This is a genomic window from Catellatospora coxensis (assembly GCF_016862635.1).
Taxonomy (GTDB): domain Bacteria; phylum Actinomycetota; class Actinomycetes; order Mycobacteriales; family Micromonosporaceae; genus Catellatospora; species Catellatospora coxensis.
In genome coordinates this window covers 35,495-51,314 of sequence record NZ_BONI01000006.1, presented here as the reverse complement: position 1 = coordinate 51,314, position 15,820 = coordinate 35,495, and the positions used below count along the sequence as shown (strand labels likewise).

Annotated in this window: 16 protein-coding genes; 11 read left to right on the top strand and 5 right to left on the bottom strand. The window is 73.3% G+C overall.

Features of this window, described 5'->3' with window-relative positions; translation table 11 throughout:
• Nucleotides 1-78: 78 nt before the first annotated feature.
• Entirely contained in the window at nucleotides 79-651 is a 573-nt protein-coding gene (locus tag Cco03nite_RS04885; protein WP_203688858.1) for a DUF4291 domain-containing protein, read from the top strand.
• Between the two features lie 34 nt (nucleotides 652-685).
• On the opposite strand, the gene Cco03nite_RS04880 is transcribed toward Cco03nite_RS04885, so the two are convergent.
• Complete coding sequence (locus tag Cco03nite_RS04880; protein ID WP_203688857.1) at nucleotides 686-1,159, bottom strand: macro domain-containing protein; 474 nt, start codon at nucleotides 1,157-1,159, stop codon at nucleotides 686-688.
• Between the two features lie 85 nt (nucleotides 1,160-1,244).
• On the opposite strand from Cco03nite_RS04880, the gene ybiA reads away from it, so the two are divergent.
• Nucleotides 1,245-1,799: a riboflavin biosynthesis intermediates N-glycosidase gene (ybiA, locus tag Cco03nite_RS04875; protein ID WP_203688856.1), complete on the top strand. Its 555-nt coding sequence runs from the start codon at nucleotides 1,245-1,247 to the stop codon at nucleotides 1,797-1,799.
• A 4-nt stretch (nucleotides 1,800-1,803) separates the two neighbouring features.
• Here the strand turns inward: ybiA and Cco03nite_RS04870 are convergent, their stop codons facing one another.
• Entirely contained in the window at nucleotides 1,804-2,682 is an 879-nt protein-coding gene (locus Cco03nite_RS04870) for a hypothetical protein (protein ID WP_203688855.1), read from the bottom strand.
• 90 nt (nucleotides 2,683-2,772) lie between these two features.
• Here Cco03nite_RS04870 and Cco03nite_RS04865 point away from each other — a divergent pair, with 90 nt between their 5' ends.
• Nucleotides 2,773-3,663 (top strand): hypothetical protein, encoded by an 891-nt coding sequence (locus Cco03nite_RS04865; protein ID WP_203688854.1) that lies wholly within the window; start codon nucleotides 2,773-2,775, stop codon nucleotides 3,661-3,663.
• Nucleotides 3,664-3,723: 60 nt separating this feature from the next.
• On the opposite strand, the gene Cco03nite_RS04860 is transcribed toward Cco03nite_RS04865, so the two are convergent.
• On the bottom strand, nucleotides 3,724-4,410 hold the full coding sequence (locus tag Cco03nite_RS04860) for a GntR family transcriptional regulator (protein WP_203688853.1): 687 nt from the start codon (nucleotides 4,408-4,410) through the stop codon (nucleotides 3,724-3,726).
• A 78-nt stretch (nucleotides 4,411-4,488) separates the two neighbouring features.
• On the opposite strand from Cco03nite_RS04860, the gene Cco03nite_RS04855 reads away from it, so the two are divergent.
• The 3 genes from Cco03nite_RS04855 to Cco03nite_RS04845 all read left to right on the top strand — a co-directional run bounded on the left by Cco03nite_RS04855 (nucleotide 4,489) and on the right by Cco03nite_RS04845 (nucleotide 7,896).
• Nucleotides 4,489-5,355, top strand: a complete 867-nt coding sequence (locus Cco03nite_RS04855; protein WP_203688852.1) for an amidohydrolase family protein — start codon at nucleotides 4,489-4,491, stop codon at nucleotides 5,353-5,355.
• Nucleotides 5,352-6,194: a fumarylacetoacetate hydrolase family protein gene (locus Cco03nite_RS04850; protein WP_203688851.1), complete on the top strand. Its 843-nt coding sequence runs from the start codon at nucleotides 5,352-5,354 to the stop codon at nucleotides 6,192-6,194. Before Cco03nite_RS04855 ends, Cco03nite_RS04850 begins: the two co-directional genes overlap by 4 nt.
• A gap of 148 nt (nucleotides 6,195-6,342) precedes the next feature.
• Nucleotides 6,343-7,896 (top strand): FG-GAP repeat protein, encoded by a 1,554-nt coding sequence (locus Cco03nite_RS04845; RefSeq protein WP_203688850.1) that lies wholly within the window; start codon nucleotides 6,343-6,345, stop codon nucleotides 7,894-7,896.
• Nucleotides 7,897-7,964: 68 nt separating this feature from the next.
• Here Cco03nite_RS04845 and Cco03nite_RS04840 read toward each other — a convergent pair whose 3' ends face one another.
• Together Cco03nite_RS04840 and Cco03nite_RS04835 are read right to left on the bottom strand one after the other, a co-directional pair.
• On the bottom strand, nucleotides 7,965-8,702 hold the full coding sequence (locus Cco03nite_RS04840) for an SDR family NAD(P)-dependent oxidoreductase (protein ID WP_239167122.1): 738 nt from the start codon (nucleotides 8,700-8,702) through the stop codon (nucleotides 7,965-7,967).
• On the bottom strand, nucleotides 8,695-10,002 hold the full coding sequence (locus Cco03nite_RS04835) for an enolase C-terminal domain-like protein (protein WP_203688848.1): 1,308 nt from the start codon (nucleotides 10,000-10,002) through the stop codon (nucleotides 8,695-8,697). Before Cco03nite_RS04835 ends, Cco03nite_RS04840 begins: the two co-directional genes overlap by 8 nt.
• A gap of 124 nt (nucleotides 10,003-10,126) precedes the next feature.
• On the opposite strand from Cco03nite_RS04835, the gene Cco03nite_RS04830 reads away from it, so the two are divergent.
• From Cco03nite_RS04830 to Cco03nite_RS04810, 5 genes are all read left to right on the top strand, one after another.
• Complete coding sequence (locus tag Cco03nite_RS04830) at nucleotides 10,127-10,807, top strand: (Fe-S)-binding protein (RefSeq protein ID WP_203688847.1); 681 nt, start codon at nucleotides 10,127-10,129, stop codon at nucleotides 10,805-10,807.
• 156 nt (nucleotides 10,808-10,963) lie between these two features.
• Nucleotides 10,964-12,397 (top strand): lactate utilization protein B, encoded by a 1,434-nt coding sequence (locus Cco03nite_RS04825; protein ID WP_203688846.1) that lies wholly within the window; start codon nucleotides 10,964-10,966, stop codon nucleotides 12,395-12,397.
• Nucleotides 12,398-12,451: 54 nt separating this feature from the next.
• Entirely contained in the window at nucleotides 12,452-12,979 is a 528-nt protein-coding gene (locus Cco03nite_RS04820) for a LutC/YkgG family protein (RefSeq protein ID WP_203688845.1), read from the top strand.
• A gap of 20 nt (nucleotides 12,980-12,999) precedes the next feature.
• Entirely contained in the window at nucleotides 13,000-13,995 is a 996-nt protein-coding gene (locus tag Cco03nite_RS04815) for an aldo/keto reductase (protein WP_203688844.1), read from the top strand.
• Nucleotides 13,992-15,743 (top strand): aldehyde ferredoxin oxidoreductase C-terminal domain-containing protein, encoded by a 1,752-nt coding sequence (locus Cco03nite_RS04810; protein ID WP_203688843.1) that lies wholly within the window; start codon nucleotides 13,992-13,994, stop codon nucleotides 15,741-15,743. Before Cco03nite_RS04815 ends, Cco03nite_RS04810 begins: the two co-directional genes overlap by 4 nt.
• Nucleotides 15,744-15,820 lie beyond the last annotated feature (77 nt).

Below are 15,820 nucleotides of genomic sequence, written 5' to 3'. Positions count from 1 at the left end.
GCGGACAAGCGAATTCCGTCCCGGCCTCAAGCGCAAACCCGGTCGACGCAGCCGGGGCCGTCCTGGATCATCCTGGCCATGACAGTGCCGACGAGGCAGATCCGGGCGCTGCACGACGACGAGACCGTCACCGTCTACCAGGCGTACCGGCCGGAGATCGGTGACGCCGCGGCCGGGCTGGGGCGTTTCCCGGACTGGTACCGCCGCGACCGGATGACCTGGATCAAGCCGTCCTTCCTGTGGATGATGTACCGCTGCGGCTGGGCCACCAAGGAGGGCCAGGAGCGGGTGCTCGCCGTACGCCTGCGCCGCGCCGGCTTCGACGCCGCAGTACGGCAGGCCGTGCCCAGCCACCACGACCGCGACGTGTATCCCGACCAGGCCGCCTGGCGGCGGGCCCTGAAACGCTCCCCGGTGCGCGTGCAGTGGGACCCCGAGCGCGACCTGCACCTGCGCCCGCTGGCGCACCGCGCGATCCAGATCGGCCTGTCCGGCTCCGCCGTCGAGGGCTACGTGGACGAGTGGACCGTCGGCATCGACGACGTGACCCCGCTCGCCCACGAGATCCACGCCCTCGTCCGCTCGGGGAACCTGACCCAGGCGTCCGACCTGCTACCCCGCGAGCGGCCCTACACGGCGTTGGAGATCTAGCAGCTTTGTGGTCGCGCCGACGACCACAAAGCTGCTAGATCTCGTACACCGTGGTCGGCACGCCCGCGGCGAGCAGGGTGTCCGCGACGATCGGCTCGATGCGCTCCCAGCGGCCGCCGGCCAGGCCGCAGCCGATGCGCGGCATGTGCACGGAGGCGCCGAGCCGGATCGCCTCCCCGGCGAGCGTACGCAGGCAGGACTCGACCGCCTCGTACCGGATCGGCGGCCCGGAGCTGCCGGTCTTGATGCCGCGCTGGGCGACCATGTTCGCGACCCAGGTGTCCGGCAGCACCTGCACCAGGCGCACCGCGCCGAGGCCGAAGTCGTTGCGGGCCCGCTCGCGGTGCCAGCGGCGGAAGTCGCGTTCCGGTTCCGGCCAGCGCCGGGAGATCGCCAGCACGAAGCCCTTGCCCCAGCCGCCGATGTCGTTGCAGACGTGCGCGATCACCTTCGGGCCCTTGGCCTGCGGGCTGGTCGCGTCGCCCTTGATGATCGTCAGCGTGGTCACGCCGAGCATCATGCCGCCGGCGTGCGACACCGGTCGACCGAAATCGTGACGCGCGGCGGGCCCGCGCTGGGCGACACTGGCGGGCATGTCACCTCGCAGCGTCGCCGACCTGGTCTCCCTCGCCGAAGCCGGGCGGCGGTGGAAGTACCTGATGTTCTGGGGGCACCAGCCGAACGCCGACGGGAGCATCGGCCCGAGCTGCCTGAGCCAGTGGTGGGAGGCCCCGTTCACGGTCGACGGGCTGAGCTTCGCGACCGCCGAGCACTACATGATGTGGCGCAAGGCGACGCTGTTCGGCGACGCCGACGCCGCCGGGCGGGTGCTCGCGGCCGGGCACCCGCAGCAGGCCAAGGGCGTGGGGCGCGAGGTCCGCGGGTTCAGCCAGGCCGTCTGGGAGCGGGAGCGGTACGGAATCGTGCTGGCGGGCAGCGTCGCGAAGTTCGGCCAGGACGAGGCGCTGCGGTCCTACCTGCTGTCGACGGGCGACCGGGTGCTGGTGGAGGCGAGCCCGGTCGACGCGATCTGGGGCATCGGCCTGTCGGCCCGCGACGGCGACGCGTGGCACCCGCAGCGCTGGCGCGGCCTGAACCTGCTCGGGTTCGCCCTGATGGAGGCCCGCGAGCAGCTCGTGTCCGGCTGAGCCGTCACGTGGCCGGGTGCAGGTTCTCCCAGGAGCGCTCGCCCGGACGCTCGGCCCGCCACCGGTCGAGCAGCTCCCGCGCACGGTCCAGCGGCGCGGCGAGCAGGAACTGCTGGCGGCCGACGGGGATGACCCGCTCCTGCCGCACGGTCGACTCGCTGCAGCACGCGCACAGGTCGCGCCGGGTGGACGGCATCTCCATCCCGTACCTCTCCTGCGCGAACAGGTCGGCGAGCGCCTCCACGTCGGCCTGCTCGGGCGCGTCCGCGTCGACGGTCAGCGTGGCCAGGTCCGAGGGCGTGAACAGGGCGATCTCGTCGAAGACGGGGACGGTCCTGCCGCCGGACACCCGCTCGCCGTTGGGCACGCCGTCGTGCAGGACCACCTCGCCGTACCGGCGGGACGGGCGGAAGGGCACGTTGACGATCCGGGCCCGGGTCGGGCAGATCCGGATCGCCCAGACGACCTCCTGGCCGCCGCCGGTCTCGATGCGTACACAGGTCGGCCCGAGGTCCTCGGTGATCTCGCCGGTGCCGGCCGGCAGCCGCAGCCCGTAACCGGCCCAGGCGTCACGGGCGGTGTCCCATTCGCGCAGCATGGTCGCGGCGATGCCGAGGTTCCAGAACGCGGGCTCCTCCTTGCCGCGCTCGACCAGCGACGCGGCCGTCCGGCCGTGCTCGTAGGCGCGCGCCCAGTCCCGGGCAAACTTGTACGCCAGCGCGGCGTCGAACCAGGCGGCCCGCTGCGCCCTGCCCGCGGGCAGCATCGCCGCGGCGGCGGCGAGCTGATGGCCGGCCAGCGGCCAGTCCTCGGCCTCGAACGCCGCATAGGCGGCGGTGTGGGCGGCACGGGCCGCGGCGGTGATCCGGAAACGCCCCAACATGTGCCCTGCCCCTGGTCCGCAACGTGGTCGCCGCACGCTACCGCACGCCGCCGGACTGTGGGCCCGCGCTGGACGGCGTATCCTCGCGCGATGTGCGTCTCGGCTGACCATGCGGACTTCCGCGGCACGACCGTCTACGCAGGCCGCTGCAACCACCCGGTGCACGGGCGGATCGAGGTGTTCGGCTACCAGAACACCGCGGTGAACCTGGCGTCCGGCCCGAACGCGATGCTGCTGCACCTGCCCGGCCGCCATCTCACCCCGGACAGCTTCATCGACGTCGGACGCCACCGCGACGTGCTGGACCTGATGCTCGAGGCGGTCGGGGGCGGCGCGGCGGCCGCCGACGGCATGGATTGGATGGACGCCCCGGTCCCGCGGGCGCACGTCTTCGACCACGATGTGTACACGGTGGTGCTGGCCGACGACCCGATGGCCGGGTACGCGGCGCTGGAGCGCGTCCCGCCGCACCGGCGGCCGCCGGTGAGCCCGGAACTGTTCGAGTTCTACGCGCTGACCTTCCCGCGCCACACCATCGCGCTGTGCTGCTTCGACAACCGCGACGCGCTCCGGGCGAAACCGTTGCTGCTCTGGTACGAGCCGATCGACCCGGACCGGATCGTGCTGCCGGCCGTGGACTGCCACACCGGCGGCGTGCCGCTGCTCGGCAGCCCGGTGGACCGCGACCACGTGGTGATCTTCGGCGTGGACGAGGCCGACGTCGCCGAGGACTGGGGGCGCAGCCCCGACCACGTGTACAGCGCGGTCATGGACTGGCCGGGGGACATGCGGCACCGCCTGCGCGAGTTCCTGCCCGACCGGATCGTCGCCGCCGCGATCGACGGGCTGGACCGCCCGGACCTGCTGGCCAACGGCGACTTCGCCATCGACCTCGCCGCCCTGCTCGCCGACGAAGGCCTCACCCGCCTCGACAGCCTCCACCTCGTCACCCCCTGGCCCCCGACCTGGCGCAATTCTTGACAAGTCGCGGGCTCCGACGTGGGCCGATGCCGCGACTCTTTAGGAGTTGCGACAAAGAGGTCAGGTCGGGAAGGCGGGGAGGTGGCGGTCGCGGGCTGAGGTGAGGTGCTGGTGCATGGCGTCGGCGGCGGCGTCGGCGTCGCCCTTGGCGATGGCGGAGGCGATGCGCTTGTGCTCGCCGACGGTGTCGCCGGTGCCCGCCGACGGGAAGTAGATCCGGTGCAGGTGCAGGTGGGAGTGCAGCCGGATGATGGACTCGCGCAGCAGGCCGCTGCCGGACACCTCGGCGACGAGATCGTGGAAGCGGGCGTCGAGCGCGGTGAAGGCGGCGTGCCGGCGGTAGCCGTCACCCGGTTCCACGACGGCGACGGTCGCGGCGGCCTCCTCGCGGACCCGGCGGCGCTGCTCGGCGTCGGCGTACGTGGCGGCGCGGCGGGCGGCGGCGGGCTCCAGCAGCAGCCGCATCTCGAACAGCTCGTCGAACTCGGTGCGGGTGAGCAGCGGCGTGGTGGTGTAGCCGGACATGGCCCGCTTGCGCACCAGCCCGTCGGACTCCAGGCGGGCGAGCGCCTCGCGCACCGGGGTGGGGGAGACTTCGAGGGTACGGGCTAGCCCGTCGATGCTCACCCGCTCGCCGGGAGCGATGGCATGCTCCATGATGAGGGTCTTGAGCGACTCGTAGACGTCGTCGGTCAGCGTGAGCCGCTGCGCGGGCCGGATCCGGCCGGAGATGGGCGTAGTGGCCATCGGAACACCCCTTGACTGTCACCGTCGTGAGCGAGTACACCTTACCGATACGGCAATGATATAGGATCTATGATTCTCATGGACGTGACAGGGGGCAGACACGTGCGGATCGACGCGCACCACCACCTGTGGACCGCCGACTACGCCTGGCTGGCCGAACCCGGCCTGGAGCCGCTGCGCCGCGACTTCACCGTCGAGGACCTGCGCCGCGAGCTGCCCACCGGCAAGGTCGACGCCACCGTGCTGGTGGAGGCCGGGCGATGCCGGCTCGACGAGACCGTGGACTTCCTGGCGCTGGCCGCGGACGCCCCGGAGATCGCCGGCGTGGTCGGCTGGGCCTCGCTGACCGATCCGGACCTGCCCGGCACCATCGCCGCGCTGCTCGACGGCGCCGGCGGCGACCTGCTCGTCGGACTGCGCGACCAGGTCCAGGGCGTGACCGACCCGAACCACCTGGCCCGCCCGGACGTACGCGGCGCGCTGCGCGCGATCGGCTCCGCCGGGCTCACCTTCGACCTCGTCGTGCGAGCCGACCAGCTGCCCGCCTGCGCGGCCGCCGTCGCCGCCGTGCCGAACACCATGTTCGTGCTCGACCACCTGGGCAAACCGCGCATCACGCCGGACGGGCTGCGCGAATGGCGGGACGCCGTCGAGCCGCTCGCGGCATGCGACAACGCGGCGGCGAAACTGTCAGGGCTGCTCACCGAGGCCGGTCCGGGCTGGACGGTCGAGGCGATCGCGCCGTTCGTGGAGACCGCGCTGGAGCTGTTCGGCCCCGACCGGCTGCTGATCGGCTCGGACTGGCCGGTCTGCGAACTGGTCGCCTCGTACGCCGACGCGCTGGCCGCGGTCGGTTCCTGCCTGTCGGGGCTGTCGCCCTCGGAGCGGGCCGCCGTGGCGGGCGGCACCGCGATTCGCACCTACGGTCTGGAGATCAATCAATGAAGTTCATGCGGGTCGGCGCCCCGGGCGCGGAGAAACCGGTGCTGCTGTCCGGCGGCCGCCACTACGACCTGACCGGGATCACGCCCGACATCGACGGCGCGTTCCTGGCCGGGGGCGGCGTCGACCGGGCCCGGGCGGCCGCGTCGGACCTGCCCGAGATCGACGTCACCGGCCTGCGGGTGGGCGCGCCGGTGGCCCGGCCGGGCGTCGTGCTCTGCGTCGGGCAGAACTACGCGGCACACGCCGCCGAGTCCGGCGCGGAGCCGCCGACCACCCCGATCGTCTTCTACAAGGCCCCGAACACCGTGGTCGGCCCGTACGACGAGGTGCTGATCCCGCGCGGCTCGGCCGCCACGGACTGGGAGGTGGAGCTGGCCGTGGTGATCGGGCGGCGGGCCCGCTACCTGGAGTCCCCGGCGCAGGCCCTCGACCACGTCGCCGGCTACCTGCTGTCCAACGACGTGTCCGAGCGGGACTTCCAGCTGCGCCAGTCCGGCGGGCAGTGGTCCAAGGGCAAGTCCTGCGAGACGTTCCAGCCGCTCGGTCCGTGGCTGGTCACCCCGGACGAGATCGCCGACGTGCAGGGCCTCGGGCTGCGCTCCTGGGTCAACGGCGAGGTCCGGCAGGACTCCGACACCAAGGACATGATCTTCGACGTGGCGTACCTGATCTGGCACCTGTCGCAGTACACCGTGCTGGAACCGGGCGACGTGCTGAACACCGGCACGCCGGAGGGCGTGGGGCTGTCCGGCCGGTTCCCGTACCTGGCCGCGGGCGACGTGGTCGAGGTCGAGATCGACGGCCTGGGCCGCCAGCGCGTCACCATGGGCCAGGCCTGACGGGGCGATGACCCGGGGGCGGTGCGGGCGGCGGCGTCCCGCACCGCCCCCGTCCTGTGTGTACAGCACGACAGTTTCGGGGACAGCGGGCCTTGCCCGCCTTGCGTAACCTCTGGCGATCGGTCGTTCACACAGAGTCGGGGGACACATGAGACAGTTCAGAATCGCGGCGGGCGCAGCGGCCACCGTCGCGGCGCTGGTCGCGGCGCAGCTCGGCACGGTGTCACCGGCGGCTGCGGCCATCGGTTACGCCTCGATCTATTCCAGCGACCTGACCCGAGAGCTGCGGATGGCCTGCGACGGACCGTCGCACGTCTTCGGCACGGGCGGGCACGGGCACACGAAGTCCGACTTCGACGGCGACTACTCCGAGGACATCGTCACCTTCGGGGTCAACCAGACCACGGGCAACCGGGTGGTGGTCGTCCAGCTCACCGGGAAGCGCTGCGTCTTCTACGGCGCGGCGGCCGGGCTCGACTCCATCGTCTCCATGGCGGCGGGCGACATCGACCACGACGGCTTCGACGACCTGGTGCTCGGCCTGGCAGGGCAGACCGCGGGCGCCGGCGGCGTCTGGGTCGTGCCAGGCCACCCGTCCGGCCTCTACATCTCCGCCGCGGAGTACTGGGACCAGGACACCGCCGGTGTCCCGGGCCAGCGCAACGCGGGCGACGGCTTCGGCTCGGCGCTCGCGCTCGGCGACATCAACGACGACGGGTACGCCGATCTCGCGGTCGGCGCACCGGGCGAGCAGGTGAGCACGTACGCGGGCGAGGGTGCGGTGACCGTGCTCTACGGCTCCGCCACCGGCCTGACCGCCACCGGCGCGCAGCGCTTCCACACCAGCCTGTCCACAGTGCCGGGCACGCCCGCCGGTCCGGGCGAGAACTTCGGCCGGGCGCTGGCGATCGGCGACGTCACCGATGACGGCAACGGCGACCTCGTGGTCGGCTCCGCGGCCGGCGGCGGCAACGTCATGCTGCTGCAGGGTGCGGACACCGGGATCACCACGACCGACGTCGACGTCCTCACCGGCGCGGAGGTGTCCACGGCGAACGTGACCGTGCACGGCTTCGGCACCCGGCTGCTGGTCGCCGACGTCACCGGCGACGGCTTCGGCGACATCGTCGCGGGAACGCCGGACAGCGACGTGAAGGGCAAGTCCGGGGCCGGCGCGGTCGTCGTGCTGGAGGGCAGGGCCGGCGGCGTCCAGGCGACGGGCAAGCAGTTGCTCGGCCAGGGCAGCACGGCCGGCATCCCGGGCACCCCGACCGCGGGCGACCGCTTCGGGGCGTACGTCGCGGCCGGTGAGCTCACCGGCACCGCACCGGTCGACCTCGCGATCGGCGCACCGGGCGAGGACATCGCTGCGCAGCCCGACGCCGGTGTCATCGCGATCGTGCCGGGTCTGGCCACCCTCGGGGTGGGCGCCACGCAGATCAGTCTGTCCTCGATCAACATGGGCTCGCAGCCCGACGGCGAGTTCGGCCTGTGGCTGGCCGTGATCGACCGCTGGCACAACAACGCCCAGTTCGACCTGGTCGTCGGCCTGCCCGGCGCATCGGGCGGCACGCTGCCCCAGAACGGCATCATCTACGCGTTCGAGGGTGTGCCCGGCGGGCAGCAGTACGACGAGCTGTTCCAGGCTTACCTGGTCCAGACGCCGACCGACGTCGTCCTGCAGCGCCTGGGCACGTCCTGACGCACGGCTGAACGAAAGCGGCGCGGTCCCCCTGTGTGGGACCGCGCCGCCGGTCTTTGCGGCCCCGGTCAGCGGACCAGGCGCAGGCCGCTCATGCCGCCGTCGACGGCGAGCGAGGTGCCGGTGGTCGCGCCGGAGCGCGGCGAGGCCAGGTAGACGACGGCCTCGGCGACCTGGTCGGCGGTGACCAGGCGGCCCGTGGGCTGGCGGGCGGCGAGCTTGCGCTTCTCCTCGGCCGGGTCGTCGGCTCCGGCCAGCAGCCGGGCCACCCAGGGCGTGTCGACCGTGCCGGGGGCGACGCTGACCACCCGGATGCCCTCGCCGACCAGGTCGGCGGCCATGGCCAGGGTCAGCGCGTGCACCGCGCCCTTGGTCGCCGAGTACACGGCCCGGTTGACCAGGCCGGCCGTGGCGGCGATCGAGGAGATGTTCACGATCACGCCGCTCTTCGAGCCGCGCAGGTACGGCAGCGCGGCGCGGCTGGCGCGGGCGATCCCGACGACGTTGACGTCGAGGCAACGTTGCCATTCGTCGTCGGCGGCGTCCTCGACCGTGCCGACGGCGCTGATCCCGGCGCAGTTGACCAGGATGTCGAGGCTGCCCAGCCCGCTCGCGACCCGGGCCATCGCCTCGTCCAGCGGCGCGGTGACGTCGGCCGTGACGGCCAGGTGCCGGCCGCCCTCGGCGGGGGCGCGGTCGAGCACGGCCACCGCCGCGCCACGCTCGGCGAGCAGGTCGGCCACGGCCGCGCCGATGCCGGACGCGCCACCCGTGACCGCGGCCACCAGGCCTGCGAACTCAGTCAATTTTCCACTCCGGACCGTCGGGGAAGCTGTAGCGGAGCAGGGACTCCTCATGCATCCTGGCCGAGAAACCGGGCGCCTCGGGGGCGGCGTACCGGCCGTTCACGATGCGGACCGGGTCGGCGAAGTGCTCGTGCAGGTGGTCCACGTACTCGATCATCCGGCCGTCCAGGGAGGCGGCCACCGAGGTGTAGTCGAAGAACGACAGGTGCTGGACCAGCTCGCACAGGCCGACCCCGCCCGCGTGTGGGCAGACCGGCTTGCCGTACGCCGCGGCGAGCAGCAGGATCGCCAGGTTCTCGTTGACGCCGCCGACCCGGGCGGAGTCGATCTGCACCACGTCGATCGCGTCGGCCTGCAGCAGCTGCTTGAACATGACGCGGTTGTGCACGTGCTCGCCGGTGGCCACCCGGATCGGGGTGCCGCCGGGCCCGGCCTGGGACAGTCCGGCGCGGATCGCGGCGTGGCCGAGGATCTCGTCGGGGCTGGTGGGCTCCTCGATCCAGTACGGGTTCAGGTGGCCCAGGGCGCTCACCCAGCCGATCGCCTCGCCGACGCCCCACCGCTGGTTGGCGTCGATGCCGATCGGGAAGTCCGGTCCGAGCGCCTCGCGGGCGGCGGTGAACCGGCGCAGGTCGTCGTTGAGGTCCGCGCCGACCTTCAGCTTCACCATGGCGAATCCGTCGGCTACCGCGCGCAGCGCGCGCCGGGTCACCTTGGCGTCGTCGTAGCCGAGCCAGCCCGCCGAGGTGGTGTACGCCGGGAAGCCGCCGGAGATGAGCTCCCCGGTCCGGGCCGCGCGGCCGGGCGCGCGCTCGACGAGCAGGTCGCGGGCGGCGTCGGGGGTCAGCGCGTCGGTGAGGTAGCGCCAGTCCACGCAGTCCACGATGGTGTCGGGGGACAGGCTGGTCAGGTAGCGCCACAGCGGCAGCCCCGCGCGGCGCGCGGCCAGGTCCCAGGCGGCGTTGAGGACCGCGCCGGCGGCCAGGTGCATGACACCCTTCTCCGGGCCGAGCCAGCGCAGCTGGGAGTCGTGGGTGAGCCGGCGGCCGAACTCGCCGAGGTCCAGGGTGTCCAGGTCCTGGCCGACCACGTACGGTCGAAGCGCTTCGATCGCCGCGGCGCAGACGTCGTTGCCTCGCCCGATGGTGAAGGTGAAGCCGTGCCCGTCGGTGTCGCCGTCGGTGATCAGTTCGACGTAGGCGGCCGAGTAGTCGGGGTCCGGGTTCATCGCGTCGGAGCCGTCGAGGTGGCGGGAGGTGGGGAAGCGGATGTCGCGTACGCGCAGATCAATGACCTTCATCGCGCCGCGCCCCGGGGTGGGCGGTGGTGGGTCGGCATGTGCTTGGCTCCTTCCGGCTACATCCTGGATCCTATAGGATCTAGCCTCAAGAGCAAGATGCCGTCTAGGGAGGAGGACCCCGTCCGTGCGGATCGCACTGTTCGTCACGTGTCTCAACGACGCGCTGTTCCCGCAGGCCGGGATAGCGACGGTGACGGTGCTGGAACGGCTCGGCCACACGGTCGCCTTCCCCGCCGCACAGTCGTGTTGTGGCCAGATGCACGCCAACACCGGCTACGCCGCCCCCGCCCGCCAACTCGAACGCCTCACCGAATCCGCCTTCGCCGGCCACGACGTCATCGTCTCCCCCTCCGGCTCCTGCGTCGCACACCTGCGCGCCCACACCGCCCTCCCCGTCTACGAACTCTCCGAACTCCTCATAGACGTCCTCGACGTCACCGACGTGGGCGCGACCTTCCCCCACCGCGTCACCTACCACCCCACCTGCCACGGCCTCAGATCCCTCCGCCTGGGCGACCGCCCCACCACCCTGCTCCGCGCCGTCCGCGGCCTGGAGCTGATCGACCTCCCCGAACCCGACCAGTGCTGCGGCTTCGGCGGCACCTTCGCCCTCAAGAACGCCGCCGTCTCCGCCGCCATGCTCACCGACAAATGCACCAACGCAGCACTCACCGGCGCCGAATACCTGGCCGCCGCCGACAACTCCTGCCTCTCCCACATCGGCGGCGCCCTCACCCGCCACCCCCACGCCCCCAAACCAATCCACTACGCCGAAATCCTCGCCACCCCCGGACCCCTCTCATGACCCCCCGCCCCACCCACCCCTCCGCCCCGGCGATCTTGCGCGGACTGTGGGTGCGACACGCACTAATCGGACAGATGGCCAACAGTTCACGCAAGATCGTCGCGATCTTGGCCGGCGCGGCGCGGGCGCGGCGCGGCGTGGTGAGGGAGGGGTGCGGTGAGTAGGGGGTTGCCGATCGTGGCGGTGACGCCGTTTCCGGTGGCGGCGGAGCGGGAGCTGGGCGATGCGCAGTTGCGGGGGAATCTGGGGCGGGCGACGCGGACCATTCGGGAGAAGCGGGCGCGGGTGGTGGCCGAGGTCGCGGACTGGGAGGCGATGCGGGAGCGGGCTGCGGCGGTCAAGGACGAGGTGCTGGACGACCTGGGTGAGCTGCTTGCGCGGTTTGAGGCGGCGGCTGTGGCGGCCGGGGCGACGGTGCATCATGCGGCGGACGCGGCGCACGCCAATGCGATCGTGACAGAGCTGGCGACAGCGCAGCGGGCCGAGAGTGTTGTGAAGATCAAGTCGATGGCGACGCAGGAGATCGGGCTGAACGAGGCCCTGGAGGCCGCCGGGATCACGCCGGTGGAGACGGATCTCGCGGAACTCATCGTGCAGCTTGCCGATGACACGCCGTCGCACATCCTGGTTCCGGCGATCCACTACAACCGCAGGCAGATCCGGGAGCTGTTCGCGCGGCGGATGCCGGGGTTCAGCGAGACGTCGGACGAGCCGGCGGTGCTGGCGGGGGCGGCGCGGGAGTATCTGCGGCGGACGTTCCTGGCGGCGAAGGTCGCGGTGTGCGGGGCGAACTTCGCGATCGCGGAGACCGGGTCGCTGGTGATCGTCGAGTCGGAGGGCAACGGGCGGATGTGCCTGACCCTGCCGGAGACGCTGATCGCGGTCGTCGGCGTCGAGAAGCTGCTGCCCCGCTTCGCCGACCTCGGCGACTTCCTGCGGCTGCTGCCGCGCTCGTCGACGGGGGAGCGGATGAACCCGTACACCTCGATCTTCACCGGGGTGACGGCGGGCGACGGGCCGCAGCGGCTGCACATCGTGCTGCTCGACAACGGCCGCACGCACGTCGCGCAGGATCCGCTCGGGCGGGCGGCGCTGCGCTGCATCCGCTGCTCGGCCTGCCTCAACGTGTGCCCGGTGTACGAGCGCGCGGGCGGCCACGCGTACGGCTCCGTCTATCCCGGACCGATCGGGGCGATCCTGTCCCCGCAGCTCACCGGCCAGGACGCGGGGTTCAACAAGACCCTGCCGTACGCCTCGACGCTGTGCGGGGCCTGCTACGACGTCTGCCCCGTGAAGATCAATATCCCGGAGATCCTGGTGCACCTGCGCCAGACCGGGCCGAAGCCGGCCGCCGAGCGGGTCGCGATGTCGACCCTGAGCTGGGTGATGCGCGACCGTCGGCGCTGGCGCGCCGCGCTGCGGGCCGCCCGCACCGGAGCCGCGCCGCTGCGGGCCCTCACCCGCCGCCGGGGCGGCACGCTGCGGCGCGCGCCGTGGCCTCTGTCGGCCTGGACCGCACACCGCGACGCGCCGCTACCCGCGGCGGAGTCCTTTCGAGACTGGTGGAGGCGCACCCATGAGCAGGCATGACAGGACTGTCGCGGGGCCTGTCCGCGCCGTCGGCGAGCCGGTCGGGGAGCGGGTATGAGCCTCGCCGAGCTGTTCGCCGAGCGGGCCGGCGACTACCGCGCCGGGATGCACCACTGCACCGAGGAGGACCTGCCCGAGCTGCTCGGCCGGCTGCTGGCCGGTGCGTCCAAGGTGGTCCTGCCGCCCGGGCTGCCGGGAGCCTGGACGGCGGCGCTGACCGCGCCCGTCCTCCGCGACGGCCTCGCCGTCGGGCCCGGCCTGCTGACCGCGGCCGAGCTGGACCAGGCCGGGGTGTCGGTGCTGACCGCTTGCGCGGTGGCGATCGCGGAGACCGGCACCCTCGTGCTCGACGCCGGGGCGGGGCAGGGGCGGCGGCTGCTGACGCTGGTCCCGGACCACCACGTCTGCGTGGTACACGACGCGCAGATCGTCGCCGACGTGCCCGACATGATCGCCGCGCTGCCCGATCCGACACGTCCCCTGACGATGATCTCCGGGCCGTCCGCGACCAGCGACATCGAACTCAACCGGGTCGAGGGCGTGCACGGGCCGCGCCGCCTCGACATCGTCTGCGTCCACTGAACCCCGGAAAGGCACCTCTCATGACCAGAACGCTCGGCGGCTCCGCCGTCGCGGTCAGCCCGCTGGGCTTCGGCGCGGCGTCCATCGGCAACCTCTACCGGGCCGTCTCGCCGGAGCAGGCCGCGGCCACGGTCGAGGCGGCCTGGCAGGCGGGCATCCGCTACTTCGACACCGCCCCGCACTACGGGATCGGCCTGTCCGAGCAGCGGCTGGGCGGCTACCTGGCCGGCCGGCCGCGCGACGAGTACGTCGTTTCCACCAAGGTCGGCCGCATCCTCGTCGACGACCCGGACGGCGCGGGCGACGACATGGCCAACGGCTTCGCGGTGCCCGCGACCCGGCGGCGGGTATGGGACTACAGCGCCGCCGGGGTGCGCCGCAGCATCGAGGAGAGCCTGGCCAGGCTCGGGCTCGACCGGATCGACGTGGTGCTGATGCACGACCCGGAGGAGAGCCCGGAGCCCGAGCGGGTGCTGCGGGAGGCGTACCCGGTGCTGGACGGGCTGCGCGAGGAGGGCGTCGTCGGCGCGATCGGCGTCGGCTCCAAGGACCCGGCGACCCTGGCCCGGTTCGCGACCGAGACCGATGTGGACGCGCTCATGGTCGCCGGCCGGTACACGCTGCTGGAGCAGCCCGCGCTCGACGACATCCTGCCCGCCTGTGCCGCCCGCGGCATCTCCGTGCTCAATGTCGGCGTGTTCAACAGCGGCCTGCTGGCCGTGGAGTGGCCCGACGAGACCCGGCCGTACGAGTACGGCGCCGCGCCCGCCGACATCCTCGCCCGCGCCCAGGGCATCGCCACCACCTGCCGCCGCCACGGCGTGACGCTGCCGCAGGCCGCGCTCGCGTTCGCCGCCGCGCACCCGGCCGTCGCGTCGGTGGTGGTCGGCGCGGGCAAACCCGAGCACGTGCAGCGCAGCGCCGAGTGGTTCGCCCTGCCCACGCCGCCCGCGTCGCTGTGGGCCGACCTGGTCGCCGAGGGCCTGCTGCGCCCCGACGCCCCGGTGCCGGCGTGACGTACCTGCACCTCGACCTGGACAGCGGCGGCCAGTACACCGAGCCGGCGGTCGGCTGGGGCGGGCCGCTGCAGGCACTGTCCACGCTGCACCAAGCCCTGGCCGGGCCGGTCGACCCGGCCGATCCGCGGCTGCCCGTCGCGCTGGTCACCAGCACCGTCGCCGGGCTCGGCGCGGTCGGCACGGCCCGGGTCGCCGCCGTCGGCGTCTCGCCGCTGTCCGGCACGGTCGCCGAGACCCGTGCGGAAGGCCCATACGCGGCGGGTATGCGCGCAGCCGGGGTCACCGGCATCGGCCTGACCGGGGTGGCAGACCAGCCGTCGTACGTCGTCGTCGAGTCGGGACGGGCCACCGTGCTCCCGGCGGGCGAGCTGTGGGGCATGGAGACCGGCCCGGCCACCGAGGCGCTGCTGGCCCGGCACGGGCGCGACGCCGCCGTCGCCGTCATCGGGCCCGCGGGTGAGGCCGGGGCGCGGTACGCCAATGTGGTCACCTGCGGCGCGTTCCCGCTGCCCCGGCTCGGCTTCGGGGCCGTGCTCGGCGCCCGCCGCATCAAGGCCGTGGTCTGCGTGCCGTCCGGCGCCGCCCCGTGGCCGCACGACGTGCTCGCGGCGCAGGCGCTGTTCACGGCGTACCGCCGGGAGATGCCGGACCACCCGCTGGCCGGCTGGCAGCTCGCGGCCCCGGGTTTCGGGGCCTGGCCGGGCACGTCGACCGAACCGGGCGCGGCCGCCGTGCGCAACTTCGCCGACACCGCCACCGCTCCCGCGTCCTGGCCGGACCTGCACCCCGACCGCTATGCCGGGTTCCTGTCCTGGTCCGGCGGCTGCCCCGGCTGCCCCAACGACTGCGTGAAGGGGTACGCGGGCGCGGGCCTGCACCAGGAGGCCGTGGCGATGCTCGGCCCGAACCTCGGCATCGGCGACCTGGGCGCGATCCTCGCCGCCAACGCCCGCTGCCAGCAGCTCGGCCTCGACCCGGTGTCCCTGGGCGGAACCCTGGCCTGCGTGTTCGAGGCCGCCGAACGTGGCGTGCTGCCGCCGTGGCCGGCCGCCGAGCTGCCTTCGGGAGCCGGGTTCGGGGCGGCCGCGGTGCTGGTCGAGCTGGTCGAGCGCGCCGCCCGGCCGGGGCACCCGCTGGGGGAGGGCGCGGCCCGCCTCGCCGCCCGGATCGGCGCACCCGAGCTGGCCATGACCAGCCGGGACGTGGAGCTGCCGCCGTTCGACCCGCGCGTGCAGCCCGGCCTGGGGCTGATGTACGCGGCCGCGCCGTTCGGCCCGCGCTACGACGCCGTCGAGCACGACCTCGACTTCGATCCGGTGCACGGGCTGCCGCACTGCTACGACGAGGCCGAACGCATCGGGCTGTCCGTGCCCGCGCCCGCGTCCACCCTGGACGTCGCCCGCACGCTGCGCCTGGCCGACCTGTGGAGCGGCCTGGACGCGCTGCTGATCTGCCCGTTCGCCGGCACCCCGACCCGGCCGCTCACCCTGGACCGGGTGTGCGAGCTGGTCCGGGCCACCTCGGGCCGTCCGATCGCCCCGGAGCAGGTGTTCGCGCTGGGGCGGGACCGCCTGCGCGCCCAGCAGGAGATCAACGACCGGCTCGGCGTGCCCGCCGGGACCCTGCCCGCCAGGTTCTTCGACGAGCCCGTGACCACCGGCGTGTTTCGCGGTGCGGCCCTGGACCGGGCGGAGTTCACCACCGCCGTGGACGCCCTGCGCGACCACTGGCGCGCCGCCGCCTGACACGCGGCGCGCGCCCTGTGACCAGCGGCCGCTGCCGCCGCCAAGATCGTCCAACTTGCCTGGCACACGTGGGTATC

Bases quoted from the DNA above. Each gene is read 5' to 3' on its own strand.
- Cco03nite_RS04885 (WP_203688858.1), top strand. From the start codon at position 79: ATGACAGTGCCGACGAGGCAGATCCGGGCGCTGCACGACGACGAGACC.
- ybiA (WP_203688856.1), top strand. From the start codon at position 1,245: ATGTCACCTCGCAGCGTCGCCGACCTGGTCTCCCTCGCCGAAGCCGGG.
- Cco03nite_RS04870 (WP_203688855.1), bottom strand. From the start codon at position 2,682: ATGTTGGGGCGTTTCCGGATCACCGCCGCGGCCCGTGCCGCCCACACC.
- Cco03nite_RS04865 (WP_203688854.1), top strand. From the start codon at position 2,773: ATGTGCGTCTCGGCTGACCATGCGGACTTCCGCGGCACGACCGTCTAC.
- Cco03nite_RS04860 (WP_203688853.1), bottom strand. From the start codon at position 4,410: ATGGCCACTACGCCCATCTCCGGCCGGATCCGGCCCGCGCAGCGGCTC.
- Cco03nite_RS04855 (WP_203688852.1), top strand. From the start codon at position 4,489: ATGGACGTGACAGGGGGCAGACACGTGCGGATCGACGCGCACCACCAC.
- Cco03nite_RS04850 (WP_203688851.1), top strand. From the start codon at position 5,352: ATGAAGTTCATGCGGGTCGGCGCCCCGGGCGCGGAGAAACCGGTGCTG.
- Cco03nite_RS04845 (WP_203688850.1), top strand. From the start codon at position 6,343: ATGAGACAGTTCAGAATCGCGGCGGGCGCAGCGGCCACCGTCGCGGCG.
- Cco03nite_RS04835 (WP_203688848.1), bottom strand. From the start codon at position 10,002: ATGAAGGTCATTGATCTGCGCGTACGCGACATCCGCTTCCCCACCTCC.
- Cco03nite_RS04820 (WP_203688845.1), top strand. From the start codon at position 12,452: ATGAGCCTCGCCGAGCTGTTCGCCGAGCGGGCCGGCGACTACCGCGCC.
- Cco03nite_RS04815 (WP_203688844.1), top strand. From the start codon at position 13,000: ATGACCAGAACGCTCGGCGGCTCCGCCGTCGCGGTCAGCCCGCTGGGC.